The 13,522-nt window shown below is 71.9% G+C and carries 14 protein-coding genes; 8 read left to right on the top strand and 6 right to left on the bottom strand.

The window, feature by feature from the left end; translation table 11 throughout:
• From ACFXDJ_RS13535 to ACFXDJ_RS13545, 3 genes are all read left to right on the top strand, one after another.
• On the top strand, nucleotides 1–1,084 hold a 1,084-nt coding region (locus ACFXDJ_RS13535; RefSeq protein ID WP_384849061.1), incomplete at its 5' end, for a beta-ketoacyl synthase N-terminal-like domain-containing protein.
• An 89-nt stretch (nucleotides 1,085–1,173) separates the two neighbouring features.
• The gene (locus tag ACFXDJ_RS13540; protein WP_384661260.1) at nucleotides 1,174–1,599 is read left to right on the top strand and encodes a MaoC family dehydratase N-terminal domain-containing protein; all 426 of its coding nucleotides are present in this window, start codon (nucleotides 1,174–1,176) and stop codon (nucleotides 1,597–1,599) included.
• Nucleotides 1,596–2,003, top strand: coding sequence for a MaoC/PaaZ C-terminal domain-containing protein (locus tag ACFXDJ_RS13545; RefSeq protein WP_384661257.1), 408 nt, complete (start codon nucleotides 1,596–1,598; stop codon nucleotides 2,001–2,003). Before ACFXDJ_RS13540 ends, ACFXDJ_RS13545 begins: the two co-directional genes overlap by 4 nt.
• Here the strand turns inward: ACFXDJ_RS13545 and ACFXDJ_RS13550 are convergent.
• The 5 genes from ACFXDJ_RS13550 to ACFXDJ_RS13570 form a co-directional block, all read right to left on the bottom strand.
• Nucleotides 1,906–3,315, bottom strand: coding sequence for an MFS transporter (locus ACFXDJ_RS13550; protein WP_384661254.1), 1,410 nt, complete (start codon nucleotides 3,313–3,315; stop codon nucleotides 1,906–1,908). The genes ACFXDJ_RS13545 and ACFXDJ_RS13550 overlap by 98 nt on opposite strands.
• Nucleotides 3,316–3,421: 106 nt before the next feature.
• Nucleotides 3,422–3,865, bottom strand: a complete 444-nt coding sequence (locus ACFXDJ_RS13555; RefSeq protein ID WP_384661251.1) for an ester cyclase — start codon at nucleotides 3,863–3,865, stop codon at nucleotides 3,422–3,424.
• Nucleotides 3,866–3,986: 121 nt separating this feature from the next.
• Nucleotides 3,987–4,691 (bottom strand): 3-oxoacyl-ACP reductase FabG, encoded by a 705-nt coding sequence (gene fabG / locus ACFXDJ_RS13560; protein ID WP_384661248.1) that lies wholly within the window; start codon nucleotides 4,689–4,691, stop codon nucleotides 3,987–3,989.
• A gap of 13 nt (nucleotides 4,692–4,704) precedes the next feature.
• Nucleotides 4,705–5,358, bottom strand: a complete 654-nt coding sequence (locus tag ACFXDJ_RS13565) for an HAD-IA family hydrolase (RefSeq protein ID WP_384661245.1) — start codon at nucleotides 5,356–5,358, stop codon at nucleotides 4,705–4,707.
• Nucleotides 5,355–6,338, bottom strand: a complete 984-nt coding sequence (locus ACFXDJ_RS13570; RefSeq protein ID WP_384661242.1) for an AfsA-related hotdog domain-containing protein — start codon at nucleotides 6,336–6,338, stop codon at nucleotides 5,355–5,357. Before ACFXDJ_RS13570 ends, ACFXDJ_RS13565 begins: the two co-directional genes overlap by 4 nt.
• A 208-nt stretch (nucleotides 6,339–6,546) precedes the next feature.
• Between ACFXDJ_RS13570 and ACFXDJ_RS13575 the strand changes: the two genes are divergently transcribed.
• Nucleotides 6,547–7,200, top strand: a complete 654-nt coding sequence (locus ACFXDJ_RS13575) for a MerR family transcriptional regulator (RefSeq protein ID WP_384661239.1) — start codon at nucleotides 6,547–6,549, stop codon at nucleotides 7,198–7,200.
• A 1-nt stretch (nucleotide 7,201) separates the two neighbouring features.
• On the opposite strand, the gene ACFXDJ_RS13580 is transcribed toward ACFXDJ_RS13575, so the two are convergent.
• Entirely contained in the window at nucleotides 7,202–7,834 is a 633-nt protein-coding gene (locus tag ACFXDJ_RS13580) for a class I SAM-dependent methyltransferase (protein ID WP_384661236.1), read from the bottom strand.
• Between the two features lie 228 nt (nucleotides 7,835–8,062).
• Between ACFXDJ_RS13580 and ACFXDJ_RS13585 the strand changes: the two genes are divergently transcribed.
• From ACFXDJ_RS13585 to ACFXDJ_RS13600, 4 genes are all read left to right on the top strand, one after another.
• A complete protein-coding gene (locus tag ACFXDJ_RS13585; RefSeq protein WP_384661233.1) occupies nucleotides 8,063–8,716 on the top strand; it encodes a DedA family protein in 654 nt (217 codons plus the stop codon).
• Nucleotides 8,717–8,840: 124 nt separating this feature from the next.
• The gene (locus ACFXDJ_RS13590) at nucleotides 8,841–11,042 is read left to right on the top strand and encodes an MMPL family transporter (RefSeq protein WP_384661230.1); all 2,202 of its coding nucleotides are present in this window, start codon (nucleotides 8,841–8,843) and stop codon (nucleotides 11,040–11,042) included.
• A 374-nt stretch (nucleotides 11,043–11,416) separates the two neighbouring features.
• Nucleotides 11,417–12,166 carry a hypothetical protein gene (locus tag ACFXDJ_RS13595; protein WP_384849064.1) on the top strand — a complete coding sequence of 250 codons (750 nt, stop codon included), beginning with the start codon at nucleotides 11,417–11,419 and terminating at the stop codon, nucleotides 12,164–12,166.
• Nucleotides 12,163–13,356, top strand: a complete 1,194-nt coding sequence (locus ACFXDJ_RS13600; RefSeq protein WP_384663371.1) for a lactonase family protein — start codon at nucleotides 12,163–12,165, stop codon at nucleotides 13,354–13,356. The genes ACFXDJ_RS13595 and ACFXDJ_RS13600 overlap by 4 nt, the downstream gene beginning before the upstream one ends.
• The last annotated feature ends 166 nt before the right edge of the window (nucleotides 13,357–13,522 follow it).

The raw sequence follows: 13,522 nt of genomic DNA on the forward strand, positions 1-13,522 counted from the left end.
CCCCGCGCTCGGGCCGCCGCCGCGGGGCCGCCCCGCCGCGCGGCGCGGCGGCGGGGGGGGGGGGGGGGGCGCGCGGCGGGGGGGGGGGGGCGGCGCCCCCCGCGGCGAGTCCCACGACGAGCCGGTCGGGGAGGACGCGGGGGCCTACCCGCCGCGGCCGGTCAGGGCGGTACGGGGCCTGGACGTCAAGGCGCACCTCGGCCGCAAGGGCACGAAGTACCTGGACCGCATGGCGTCATTCGGTCTGATCTCCTGTCAGGAGGCCCTTCAGGGAGCCGAGATCGACGGAGCACGGACGGGTGTGGTGCTGGCCACGAACACCGGGTCCGTGTCGACGCACAGCACCCTGCTGTACGACACGCTCACGCTGGAGAAGCCGTACCTGGTCAACCCGGGCCGGTTCCCGAACACCGTGATGAACAGCACCACCGGCCAGATCGCCATCCGCAACGGACTGCGCGGCCTCAACGCCACGGTGGCCGGCGGCCAGACGGCCTCTCTGCTCGCCTTCCGGCACGCCCGGCTCGCGCTCACCCTCGGGCGCGCCGACCGGCTGCTGGTCGGAGGGGTGGAGGAGCTGAGCGCTCCGGCGGCCTGGGCCTGGCACCGGACCGGGGTCCTGCGGGAGGGCGCCGCGCTCGGTGAGGGCGCCGCGGTGTTCACGGTCCAGCGCGAGCGGCCGGCCGGTGGCGAACTGGCCGAGATCCTCGCCTGCGAGATGCGCTTCACGCCGGATCCGCGGGACTACGCCGACGGCCTGGCCCACGCCGTTTCGCGCGCCCTGGAGCGCAGCGGCCTCGGCCCCGACGACGTGGACGTCATCGCTCCGGGAGCCGTGCACCAGCGTGGTCTGGAGCGGGTCGAACAGCGCGGCGTGCGGGCCGTGCTGGGCGACCGGGAGCCGGAGACCGTACGGATCGCCGACGTGCTCGGCGAGACGTACAGCGCGAGCGGCGCGATGCAGCTCGCCGGTCTCCTCGCGCTGTGGCAGGCGCGGCCGCCCGTCGCCGGAGCCACCGCGCTGATCACCTCCGTGGGGTGGGACGGCAACGCGGCGGCCCTGGTGGTGCGCAGCCCGCGCTGACGTCCGGCCCGGTTCACAGCGGCGCCCGCGAGTCTTCCCGCGGGCGCCGCTGTGCTGTCCCCGTTCTCATCCGATCAAAGAGAGATTCCATGCCGAGCACGTTCAACACGTCCTACGCGGGCCGTACGTACCCGCCGAGCGAGCCCTACGAAGTCGGCCGCGAGAAGATCCGCGAGTTCGCGCTCGCGGTCGGCGCCGAGGCCGGGGACGGCCTGATCGCGCCGCCCACGTTTCCCATCGTGCTGTCCATGCACGCGGAGCGGGAGGTGATCGACGACCCCGGGCTCGGGTTCGACTTCTCCAGGGTCCTGCACCGGGACCAGCGGTTCGAAGCCGTCCGGCCGGTCCGGTCGGGGGACCGGCTGACCGTCACCGTCGAGGTGCTGGCCGCCGAGGTCGTCGACGGCCACGACGTGCTCACGCTGCGCGGGCACGTCCGCGAGGCGGCGGGCGCCGCGCCGGTGTGCACGACCACGTCCACCCTCATCTCCCGCCACGAGGAGGCCGGCCAGTGATCGCCGCCGGAGACACGCTCCCCACCCGTACGTTCGGCGTCACCCGGGCCGGCCTCGTCCGGTACGCGGCCGCGTCCGGTGACCACAATCCCATCCACTGGTCCGACTCCCAGGCCGCCCGGGTGGGGCTGCCGGGGGTCATCGCCCACGGGATGCTCAGCATGGGGCTGGCGGCCACGGCGCTCGCCGAATGGGCGGGCGAGGGCGCCACCGTAACCGAGTACGGCACCCGCTTCACCCGCCCGGTCGTGGTGCCCGACACCGCCGACGGCGTGGAGATCGCCGTCGACGGCGTGGCGTCCGAGGTCAGGGACGACGGCTCGGTTCGCGTCGACCTGACGGTGCGCTCAGGGACGCGGAAGGTACTGGCGCGGACCCGGGCCTGGGTGGCGTACGACCGATAGCCAGTCCCGCGAAGGCACCCACGAAGACCACGGCGGCCCCCGTCAGCACTGCGCTGCGGAGGCCGCCTTGCGTGTATACGACGGTGAGCACGGCGATGCCGAGCGCGCCGCCGAATTCACGGATGGTGTTGTTCATGCCGGAGGCCAGGTTGTGCTCGTGCTCCTCGACGGAACCGATCACCGTCGCGGGGTTGGCCGCGAACACCAGCCCCATGCCGACGCCGGCGAGCACCATGGCCCCGACCATCGCCCCGTAGGACACTCCGGGGCGCGCGATCAGGGCCAGCCAGGTGAGGGCGACCGCCTGGGCCAGACAGCCGATCGCCTGCAGCAGCCAGCCGCCCACCCGGGTCATCAGCAGGCCGGTCAGCGGTACGGCCACCATCGGGGCCACGGTCCAGGGCAGGGTGCGCAGTCCCGCTTCGAGCGGGGAGTAGCCCATGGGCCCCTGGAGGAACTGCGCCAGGAAGAAGATCGATCCGAACACCCCGAAGTACATGGCCAGCGCCAGGACGTTGCTGAGCATGAACGCCCGTACCCGGTACAGGTGCGGCGGTACGAGGGGGTACGGGGCGGAGCGCTGGCGCAGCGCGAACGCGGTGAGCAGGACGACCGTCAGCGCGATCCCGGCGAGCGTGCGGACCGGTGACACCTCGTCCCCGGCGGACTGGACGATGGTCCACACGGCGGCGCCGACCGCGCCGCAGGAGAGCAGGGTTCCGGGCACGTCCAGGGGGCGCGGCAGGCCGGTGGACTCGCGGATCGCCCACATTGCCAGAGGCAGGGCGACCAGGCCCACCGGCACGTTGATCCAGAAGATCCAGTGCCAGTCGAGGCCCTGGGTCACCAGCCCGCCGGCCATCGGGCCGAGTGCGATGCCCATGCCGTTGACCCCGCCCCACACGCCGACCGCGAGGGGGCGGCGGGCCGGGTCCACCGCCGCCACCGCGAGGGTGAGGGACACCGGCAGGATCGCGGCGGCTCCGGCGCCTTGCAGCACGCGGGCCGCGATCAGCATGCCGGGCGAGGTCGCGAGCGCGCAGGCCGCCGAGGCCAGCGTGAACAGCCCGATGCCCCAGACGAACACGCGGCGCCGCCCGATCCGGTCGCCGAGCGCGGCGCCTGCCAGCAGCAGTCCGGCGAAGGGCAGGATGTATCCGTTCATCACCCACTGAAGGCCGGTCTGGTCCGTGCCCAGGTCCCGCGCGATCACGGTGAGGGCGTTCGTGACCACCAGGTTGTCCACGGCCACCATGAACATGGGCAGCGAAGTGGCCGCCAGTGCCCAGGCCGCGCCTTTGGCTCTCGTCACGGCTCGTTTCCCTTCTCTCGTCTCTCGTGTGTCGTCCACTGCGGAAATGCACGCAGGCCGCCGAACCCAGGGGGACGGGTCCGGCGGCCTGCGAGTCGGAGGGCGGTTACGCCTGCGTGCCCGTGGGCGGCAGCTGCAGTTCGACGGCGCCGATCTGAGCCAGCAGGAAGAGGTCCTGACGGCAGGCCCAGTGCTCGTGGACGAGGCCGTCGTCACCGACCCGGTAGATGTGGATGTGCTCGACGTCGACCTTGTTGCCGGTGCCCTCGAAGCCGAGGAAGTTGCCGGTGTGGATTCCGGTGAACCGGACCCGGATGACCGCCTTGTCGCCGTCGGCGAAGGAGTCGAGGTGGTCCCAGCTGGCCTCCGAGAAGACGGAGTTCATCCAGCGGGCGGTGCCGAGGTAGCCGTCGGGGCCGCCGGGGGTGCCGGGCGGGGCCTCGAAGTCGACGAAGTCGGGGGCGACCAGCTCGTGGGCGGCCCGGGCGTCCAGCTCGTTGAAGATCCGGCCCATCTGGTGGGCGATCTCCAAGACCTTGTCGTTGGACATGTGCTTCCTTTCGTACGGCGTGTCGGGTGGGGACTGTGGGACGGGTCCTGCGTGTGGGGGGTGTGGGGGCGTGGGGGGTGTGGGGGTGTCGGGAAGGGAGAGCGGCGGGCGGCGACCGTGATCAGTGGCCGACGCCGAGACCTCCGGTGACGGGGATGACCGCGGAGGTGACGTACGAGGCGTCGTCGCTCGCCAGGAACTTCACGACCCCGGCCACCTCCTCGGGCTGGCCGGCGCGGAACAGGGAGGTCTGGCTCAGCAGGTGATCCCGCCGGGGGCCGGTGACGTCCTTGACCATGTCGGTCTCGATCAGGCCCGGGGTGACCACGTTGACGGTCACCTTGCGCCGCCCGACCTCCAGCGCGAGCGACCGGCCGAAGCCGATGAGACCGGCCTTGGAGGCGGCGTAGTTGGTCTGGCCCGGGGCTCCGGCCAGGGCGCTCACCGAAGCGATGAGCACGATCCGGCCCCAGCGGGCCTTGACCATGTCCGGCAGGACCTCCTTGGTGACCGATACGGCCGAGAGCAGGTTCGTCTCGACGACGGCCCGGAAGTCCTCGTCCTTCATCCCGAGCAGGAGTTCGTCCCGGGTGATGCCGGCGTTGGAGACCAGGACCTGGATCGGCCCGTGCTGGATGCGGGCCTCGTCCACGGCGCGGCGCACGGACTCGGGGTCCGTCACGTCGCAGCGCACCCCGAACAGCCCCTCGGGCGGCTCCCCGGTGCGGTAGGTGACGGTGACCTTGTCGCCCTGCGCGGCGAAGGCGCGGGCGGTGGCGAGGCCGATGCCCCGGTTCCCGCCGGTGACGAGCACGGAACGGCTCACGGTATGGGGCTCCTTATCGAAGGCCGGACGACAGCAGCGCGTCGAGCTGCTCCGCCGCCGCGGACGTGTCGGTGAAGTGGATCGCCTGCCAGCCGGCCGCCTCGGCGCCCTCGCAGTTGTGCGCGAGGTCGTCGATGAGGACGCAGTCCTGGGCGGGGACTCCGGCCCGTTCGGCGGCGAGCGCGAACATGCCGGGGGAGGGTTTGCGGTGGCCGACCTCGAACGAGAGGACGACGTCCTCGAAGAGCTCGGCCGGGTCGACCATGCGGCGCCAGTAGGCGTCCCAGGTCGGGACCATGTTCGAGATCATCCCCACGAAGGCGCCGCGCTCGCGGGCCTTGCGCAGCTCCGAGACCCACGCGTGGTTGGTCTCACGGCCGTCGAACCACGTGTCGGCGAGGGTCGTCAGCTTCCGGCCGGTGATCCCGTGGTCGGCCGCGAGCACCTCGGCGATCTCCTGGAGCCACTTCTCCTCCGTGACGAGGGGAGTGTCGATGGGCTCCATGGGATCGGTCGAGCCGTAGCGGGCCGTGACCTTCAGCAGCGCTTGCATGAGGACCTGCTGATCCAGGTCCTGTGCGGCGCAGAAGGCCGCCATGGTGTGTGCGAGCGGCGGTGTCAGCACACCGCCGAAGTCGGTCCAGACAGCTAGGCGCCGCGTACTCACAGTTGACTCCTGGATACGGTGGTGACGGTGACGTGGGCGATCTGCTCGCCGCCCTGGACGAAGCGGACCGGGACCTTGCGGCGCGCGCCTTCGACCGTGGGGTGGGGTGCTTCGGCACGGACGGTCTCGTCCAGTTCGGCGAACCGGTCGAAGCGGGCCTCGAAGCCGACCGCGTGCGTGCCGAGGGGATCGCCCCCGGCGAGCAGGGACAGCTGGCGGGCCGCCTCGACGAGGGTCATGGCCGGCAGGTGGTCGTAGACGTGGTCGAACAGCGCCCGGTTGTCGAAGCGGGGGGTCACCTCGGCGGTGACCGCCGAGTCCGTGCGCAGGGCCCGCGACAGCGTGACGTTGAGCGGGTTGCCCCGGCCCACCTGCCGCGGTTCGAGCTGCCCGCTGCCGCCGCCTCCATCGCCGAACTCCGAGGTGAAGGGCGCGGGGGTGCCGCGCTGCGCGTGGCGCAGTACCTCGTTCTCGTGCGGGTTGAGGAAGAGCACGTCCATCTCGTGCTCACCGACGGCGACCCCGTCCATGAAGTACAGCTGGGCGACCTTGCCCTTGCGGACCCGGCCGCGCTTGTTCGTCTTGCCGGAGTACTCGGTGTCGATGTACAGCCGTCCCGGCTCCGCGCCGATCAGCAGCGCCTCCAGGCCGTAGAGGTTCAGGCGGAAGCTGTCGACGATCATGGTGGTGCCCTGGGGCAGACCCATGTGCGCGTGCGATCCGGCGATCCCGGCCTGTCGTCCCGATTCCAGGAGCAGCAGCGCGTCGTACACGGCCGGCCGCTGGATGTGGTCGCTGTAGTAGCCATGGGTGAGCGGCAGTTGGACCGCGGCGCGCACCCGCATGGCTGACAGGGGCTGGACATCGGTGATGAACACCTCTGAGACAGCGGCCCGGTGGACCAGGGAGCGGTCCACGGTGCGTCCGTAGCCGAGCTCGACGGGCGCCGACGGAATCTCCGGAGCCACTTCTGTGGTCATACGTATTCCCTATGGCTGGGGTTCCCTCCAAGGCCAATCAGGCCGAGAGGATGTTTACGGTGTGGAATGAGCGTCGCAGCCCCGCATGGAAGCGTGATCGCGCGTGAATTCAAGGGAGATAAAAGCTGGGGAAATCGCGCCGGCGCGGAACTCGGGCGAACACGGCGGCCGGGAACAATGCGGAGGGCGGAGCCAGTATCCTTGCGCAATGCGTATCGGAGAGCTGGCCCGGCGTACCGGAGTTTCGGTGGCGACGGTCAAGTACTACACCCGTGAGGGGCTGTTGCCGCCCGGCGAGCACAGGGGTGCGAACCAGGTGAGCTACGAGGCTTCGCACGTCCACCGGCTCAAGCTCATCCGGGCCATGCTGGAGGTCGGCGGCCTGTCCATCGCGGCGGCCCGCGCGGTGCTCACCGAGGTCGACTCGCCCCGGCGCACGGTCCACGGCATGCTCGGCGTCGCCCAGTCCGCGGTCAGCAAGCCGGTGGCCGAGCGCGACGCGGAGGCGGACTGGGAGGGCGCCGAGCGCGAGGTGACCGAGCTGGTGCGGCGGCACGGCTGGGCGGTCAAGCCCGACAACCCCGGCTGGAAGTCGCTGGTCCAGATCGTCGTGACGTACCGCGGGCTCGACCGGGGCGATCTGCTGACCCTGCTCGACGAGTACGCGGCCGTGGCCGGCCGCCTGGCCCGGGCCGAGGTGGCGGTCCTGGCCGGGGTGCCCGGCACCGACGGCAAGGTCGAGGGCGTGATCCTCGGCGCGGTGCTCGGGGACGCGGCCATGTCCGCGCTGCGGCGCATCGCCCAGGAGGACGTGTCCGGACAGGTCCGGCCGCCGCTCGACGCGATGGCCCAGCCGGAGTAGCTCAGTCGGAGTAGGCGAGCTCGGCGGCCGCCGGTGCCAGGTGGTGGACGCGGGCGGGCGGTATGTTCCACAGCACCGTCTCGGTGCGGAACCGGTGGCGGCCCAGCGTGCGTTCCAGTACCGCCTGGGTCCGCAGGGTGCGCTGCCGGGCCTCGCCCGCGGTGAACGCCCGGCGCAGCGGCGGGATTCCGGCGTACGCGAAGAACGACAGGGTGCCGCGCGGCCGTAACGCGGTGAGCAGCTGCCCGAGGATGCCGTCCACGGTCGGGGCGTCGAAGTTCGCGAACGGCAGCCCGCAGACGATCGTGTCGTACGAGTCGAGTTCGCAGTCCTGGACGAGTCCGGACAGCAGGCGCACGCGGGAGTCGTCCCGGTAGTCGTGCCGGAGCAGATCGGCGAACCGGGGGTTGGGCTCGACGAGGTCGAGGGTGTCCAGCCGGCCCAGCGAGGCCTGGATGTGCCGGGTCACCGCGCCCGTGCCGGAGCCCACTTCGAGCACCTTGCGCGCCCTGCCCGGGACGGGGATCACGTAGCGGGTGAGGGCTCGGGCCAGAAGGGGGCTGCTGGGCGCGATGGCGCCCGTCTCCCGGCGGGTCCGGGCGAACTCCCTGAGGAACAGCGTCACGTCGGTCATGCGCACCTGCTTACTGATAGTTGCTCTATCGATAGCTTAGGTTACTCTTGCCGACAAGGCACGCACCCTCTGCTTCAACGCGACGCTAATGACCGCCTGGCCTGGGGTCATCCCTCACCAATGACCCGGCACATGCCTCGAAAGAGGTACTGCCGGCCACCCGGGGGCGTGTGTGACGGAGGGTCTGACCGGAGCGTGACGAGGGTCTGACTGGACGGGGAGAAGACCGTGGACACCGCCTCACTCATGTCGTGGGTCGACATCACCTCGGGCCTGGCGGGGAACCTGTCGGGCGCGGCCTGCTGGGCCTACGCGATCCTGGCGCTCACGACGCTGCCGCCCCTGCTGCCGAACAACGTGCTGCTGGTCACCAGCGGTGTGCTCGCGGCGCGCGGGGAGATGTCGTTGGTCCTGGTCCTGCTGTCGGTGGCCGGCAGCGCACTGCTCGGGGACCTCCTGATACACCGCTGCGGCCGGGTGATCGGGGACCGGGCGCGCCGCGGGGTCGTGGCGCGCGGGCGGCGCGGCGAGCTCTTCGACTGGATGTCGCTCCGGGTGCGCCAGCGCGGCATCCCGTTCGTCGTCGGCGTGCGGTTCCTGCCGAGCGGGCGGCTGATGGGCGGGCTGGCGGCGGGCGCGGCGCACTATCCCGTCCACAGGTTCGCGGCCGGGGCCGCGCTCGCCGAAGCGATCTGGACCGCCTACTCCGTGGGCGTGGGCTACTTCGGCGGCGCCCTCAGCGACGACCCGCTCCACTCGGTGGCGATAGGGCTCGGGCTGTCCCTGGCGGTGGGCGCGGTCGCGGCGCTCGTACAGCGCCGCAGTACGCGGCTCGCCGGATCGCAGCGCGCCGCGGCGATGGACGTACCGAAAGAGGTATAGCGCGGGGTCCAAACGCGTATTCCTCGGCATTTGCGGCTCTGAAAGAGTTGTGATGCCGACTTGCGCGGGGCCGCAAGCCATCGGCACCCCCCCCGTAAAGCGATACCGAATCAGGGAGAGAAAATTGTTTGCCGCCATCGGAGCATTCACCGCGCGGCGTCGAAAATGGGTCGTCATCGCGGCGGTCGTCTTCACGCTGTTCGCCGGCGCGTGGGGAACCGGCGTCTTCGGCTCGTTCACCGGCGGTGCCGGATTCGACGATCCGTCCAGTGAGTCGGTCGCAGCCGACAAGGTTCTCGACGGCCCGCTCGGACGCGAGTCCAACGACGTGATCGTCCTGTACGAGTCCAAGGAACCCGGCCGGACGGTGGAGGAGTTCGGCAACTCCGTCCGCACCGCGCTCGACGCCGTCCCGAGGGCGGGCATCGCACGCCTCGGCTCCTACTGGAACCCCGGCACGCAGAGCCCGGACGCGTACGTGTCCAAGGACCGCACGCGCACGTACGCGACGGTGCAGTTCTCCGGCGACGACGACCAGAAGCAGGTCCTGGCGCTGACGGCGATCAAGAACTCCTTCGCGGCCGACGGGGTCACCGTCCGCTTCGGCGGCGTCACCGCCATGACGGAGCAGGTCAACGCGCTGACCGGCTCGGACATCGCCCGCGCCGAGATGATCTCGATCCCGATCCTGCTCCTCCTGCTGGTCCTGGTCTTCCGCAGCGCGGTCGCCGCGCTGCTGCCGCTCGCCGTCGGCACCTTCGTGGCGCTCGGCTCCTTCGTGATGCTGCGCGTGCTGACGATGTTCACCGAGATCTCCAGCACCGTCATCAACGTCATCACGATCCTCGGCCTCGGCCTGGCGATCGACTACGCGCTGTTCCTGGTCAACCGGTTCCGCGAGGAACTGGCCACGGGCGCGGACGTGGACACCGCGGTCCGGCGCGCCACGGCGACGGCCGGCCGTACGGTCGCCTTCTCCGGTCTCGCGGTGGCGATCTCCTTCGCCGGCCTGGTCTTCTTCCCGTCCCGCTTCCTCTCCTCCATGGGGTACGCGGCCGTGGCGGTGGTCTCCTTCGCGGTCGTGGGCTCGCTGACGCTGCTGCCCGCCCTGCTGCGCTACACCGGACACCGCATCGACAAGTGGCGCATCCCGCTGCCGGGCGGCGACCGCGGCGCGCGGCGATCGCTGACGCAGGGGCGCTGGTACCGCACCGCCCACGTGGTCATGCGCAAGCCGCTGGTGTCCTCGCTGGCGATCGTCGCGGTCCTGGTCGGCCTCGGCGCACCGCTGCTCGGCGTCAACTGGGCCCGCCCGGGGGAGTGGGTCCTGCCCTCGAACGGGGACGCGAAGGTCGTCAGCAAGGTCCTGGCCTCCGATTTCACCACCGACCCCGGGCGGATCATGACCTCGGTCGTACGCTTCGACGGCCCGGCCGACCGGAACGAAGTGGCCGCCTACGCGGCACGGTTGGGCAAGGTCGAGGGCGTGGCGTCCGCGACGCCGACGGCCTTCGAGGGCAACGACGCACGCGTGACGCTGCGTTACGCGCCCGACCCGATGTCCCGGACGGCCCTGGACCTGGTCCACGACGTACGGGCCACCCCCGCGCCGCAGGGCACGCGGACGCTCGTCACCGGGATGCCGGCCTCCCGGGTGGACATCGTCGGAATGATCGGCGAACGGCTCCCGTGGATGGCCCTGTTCGTGGCCGTCGTGTCCTTCCTGGTGCTCTTCATGGCCTTCGGCTCGCTGCTGCTGCCGCTGAAGTCCGTGATCCTCAACCTGCTGTCGCTCCTCGCCACGTTCGGCGCCGTCAAGTGGATCTTCCAGGACGGGCACCTCTCCGGGCTGCTCGGCTTCGAACCCATCGGAGCCGTCGACGCCAACTTCCCCGTCCTCATCGTGGCGATCGCCTTCGGCCTCGCCATGGACTACGAGGTCTTCCTGCTCTCCCGGGTGCGGGAGGAATGGGAGACCAGCGGTGACCCGGTCGAGTCGATGGCGCTCGGCCTCCAGCGAACCGCGAAGATCATCACCAGCGCCGCGCTGCTGCTGGTCGTGGTGGTCGGAGGATTCGTGACCTCGTCCATCCTCTTCATGAAGATGATCGGAGTGGGCCTGGTCATCGCGGTGGTCATCGACGCGACGGTCGTCCGCGCACTGCTCGTGCCCGCCACCATGGCCCTGATGGGCAAGTGGGCCTGGTGGGCGCCCGCACCGCTGGCCCGCTGGTGGTCCCGCCACGGCTTCCGAGAGTCCGCGGCCGAGGAGCCCGCGGGCCCCCTGCCGGACACCGCCTCCCGTCCCGTCGGGGCCGGGCGATGACCCGGGTCCGGCCTGCCGGATCGCCCGGGAGCGGGCGCTCCGCAACGGCGAAGAACCACGAAGCCAGGAACCGCCAAGCCAAGAACCATGAAGGGCCGGAGCGCTCCGAGGGGTCGGCCGCGGCCCCCGGGGTCCTCGAACCGGCCCCATCTGCCGCCTCGGAGCGGGTGGTCCCCCGACTCCCCTCCGAGGCCTCCTCCGGGGCGCCGGCCGGTACGCGATCCACCGGTCCGGACGCCCCGAAGGCGGCGCCGCCCCCCGTCCCCGGAAAACCCCCGACGGGGATCCGGGGCGCGGCGCCGCCCCTGACCACGGACGCGGACGCCACGGCGGACGATGCGTCTCATACCGCGCCTGATGCCGCGTCTCATGCCGTGCCGGACGCCGGCCGGGTCCAGCACGCGGGGGCCGTCGCCGCATGCGTCACCGCCGTGCTCGCGGCCCTCTTCGGAACCTGGGGCACCTGGTCCGAGCCACTGGGCAACGGTCTCCCGGGATTTCCGCTGCCCTGGGGAGTGACCGCCGGCCCGCCCCTGCTCCTGGTCTCGCTGGCGGGCGTGTTCGTCGGCTGGGCCGGCGCGCCCTCCTTCTCCCGCACCTGGGCGCACACCGCCGCCGGACTCGCCGCCGCCACCGGTCTGCTGGCGCTGCCGCGACGCCCCTGGGGGGCGGACGCCTGCTGGGCCGCGCTGTCGGAGGCCGCGCACGCGGGGATCTTCGGAGTGGCCCTCGGGTGGGTGCCCGCCCTGGCCGCGCTCGCCGTCACCCGGCGGCGCAGCCGGCGCCGCACCGGCTTGTCGCCCTACGTCTGGACCACCGCCCTCACCGCCGTGGCCCCTCTGGTCGTGCTGAGCGCCGCGGCACTGTGGTCCACGCCCGACGCCCCGGCCGACTGCTCGGCCGCCGGGTGCATCGCGCCGCGCGCATCCCTGCTGTTCACCGGCGAGATCAGCCTGCGGCTCATGCTTCCCGCGTGGGCGGCATCGGTCGCGGTCCTCGCGGCCGCCCGCCGGAGCGGCCGGGTCAGGAAACTGCGTACCGGCTGGCAGGTGCTGCTCGCCCTGGCCGGCTGCGGGCTGGCCGTCCTCCTCTCACCCGGGCTGATCTTCGGAGCCAACGTATGAGCACCACCACCACGTACGGCCGTCGTCGTGTCCTCGCGCTGGCCGGGGCCGCGGTCCTGTCCGGACTCGGCTGGACCGGCACCACCGCGGCCGTGGGCTCCCCGCCCCGTCCGGATGCCCGCCGCGCCTACATCGGAGGATTCACGATCGGCGAGTACGGGCTGCCGGGCCTGCGCGGTATCGGCATCGCCTCCGTGGGCGCCGACGGCCGGCTCGAAATCGAGGGCTGGCAGGGCGGGATCGAGAACCCCTCGTTCCTCGCGCTCTCGCCCGACCGCGGCCGGCTCTACGCCGTCAGCCAGCGCCCCGGAGGAGCCGACGGGGCGATCCACGCTTACCGGATCGACGGCGACCGGCTGCTCCCGCTCGGGAGCCCGCGCTCCAGCGGGGGCGCCGCACCGGTGCACCTCGCCGTCCACCCCGGCGGCCGTTTCCTGCTCACGGTCAACTACGACTCGGGACACGTCGCCGTCCTGCCGGTGGCCTCGGACGGGACGCTCGGCGAGGCCGTACAGGTGGTGCGCCACGAGGGCCGCGGTCCTCACGCGGTCGAACAGCTCGGGCCGCACCCGCACATGATCGCCTTCGACCCGGCGGGACGCCGCGTCCTGGTGCCCGACAAGGGCGACGACCACATCCACGTCTACGACTTCGACGCGGACACCGGAACGCTTCGGCCGATCGACAAGCTCCGGCTCGGGAACGGCATCGGCCCCCGCCACCTGGTCTTCCACCCGCGCGGCGATCTGGCCTACGTGAGCAACGAACTGGGGCACACCGTCAGCGTCCTGGCGTACGACGCCGGCACCGGACGGCTCACCCCGGTCTCCCACGCGTCCGTCGCACCGCCCGGCATCGATCCCCGCAACGCGCCTTCCGCCGTGCACCTCACGCGCGACGGCGGGATGCTGATCACCGCGGACCGAGGTCTCGACACCGTCGAGTCCTTCCGGGTGGGCAACTCGGGCCGCACCCTCACCCTGGCCGAGTCCCAGCCCGTCAGCGCGAAGGCTCCGGGCACCTGCTGGCCGCGTGACGTGGCCCTCGACGCCTCCGACCGGTTCGTCTACACGGCGAACCAGGCCGGCCAGTCGGTCAGCGCCTTCCGGCTGGATCCGTCCACCGGCCGGCTCACCCCGGCCGCGCCGCCGCTTCCGGTGGCGAGCCCCAGCTGCGTCCTGCTGCGTTAGGCGGGGCGGCGGACCAACGGATGCATACAGGAGGGGGGGGGGCCCCCCCACCACCACCAACACCCCCCCCGCCGACAACACACCCCCACACCACCCCCCCAACCCAACACCACCCCACCCCACACCAGAGACACCAACACCAACACACACCACGACAAAAAGAAAA

The sequence above is a fragment of the Streptomyces sp. NPDC059443 genome (assembly GCF_042750105.1).
Classification (GTDB): domain Bacteria; phylum Actinomycetota; class Actinomycetes; order Streptomycetales; family Streptomycetaceae; genus Streptomyces.

What these genes read in the sequence shown, in the direction of transcription:
- ACFXDJ_RS13580 (WP_384661236.1), bottom strand. Translation starts at nt 7,834, where the DNA reads ATGACCGACGTGACGCTGTTCCTCAGGGAGTTCGCCCGGACCCGCCGG.
- ACFXDJ_RS13600 (WP_384663371.1), top strand. Translation starts at nt 12,163, where the DNA reads ATGAGCACCACCACCACGTACGGCCGTCGTCGTGTCCTCGCGCTGGCC.
- ACFXDJ_RS13540 (WP_384661260.1), top strand. Translation starts at nt 1,174, where the DNA reads ATGCCGAGCACGTTCAACACGTCCTACGCGGGCCGTACGTACCCGCCG.
- ACFXDJ_RS13570 (WP_384661242.1), bottom strand. Translation starts at nt 6,338, where the DNA reads ATGACCACAGAAGTGGCTCCGGAGATTCCGTCGGCGCCCGTCGAGCTC.
- ACFXDJ_RS13555 (WP_384661251.1), bottom strand. Translation starts at nt 3,865, where the DNA reads ATGTCCAACGACAAGGTCTTGGAGATCGCCCACCAGATGGGCCGGATC.
- ACFXDJ_RS13575 (WP_384661239.1), top strand. Translation starts at nt 6,547, where the DNA reads ATGCGTATCGGAGAGCTGGCCCGGCGTACCGGAGTTTCGGTGGCGACG.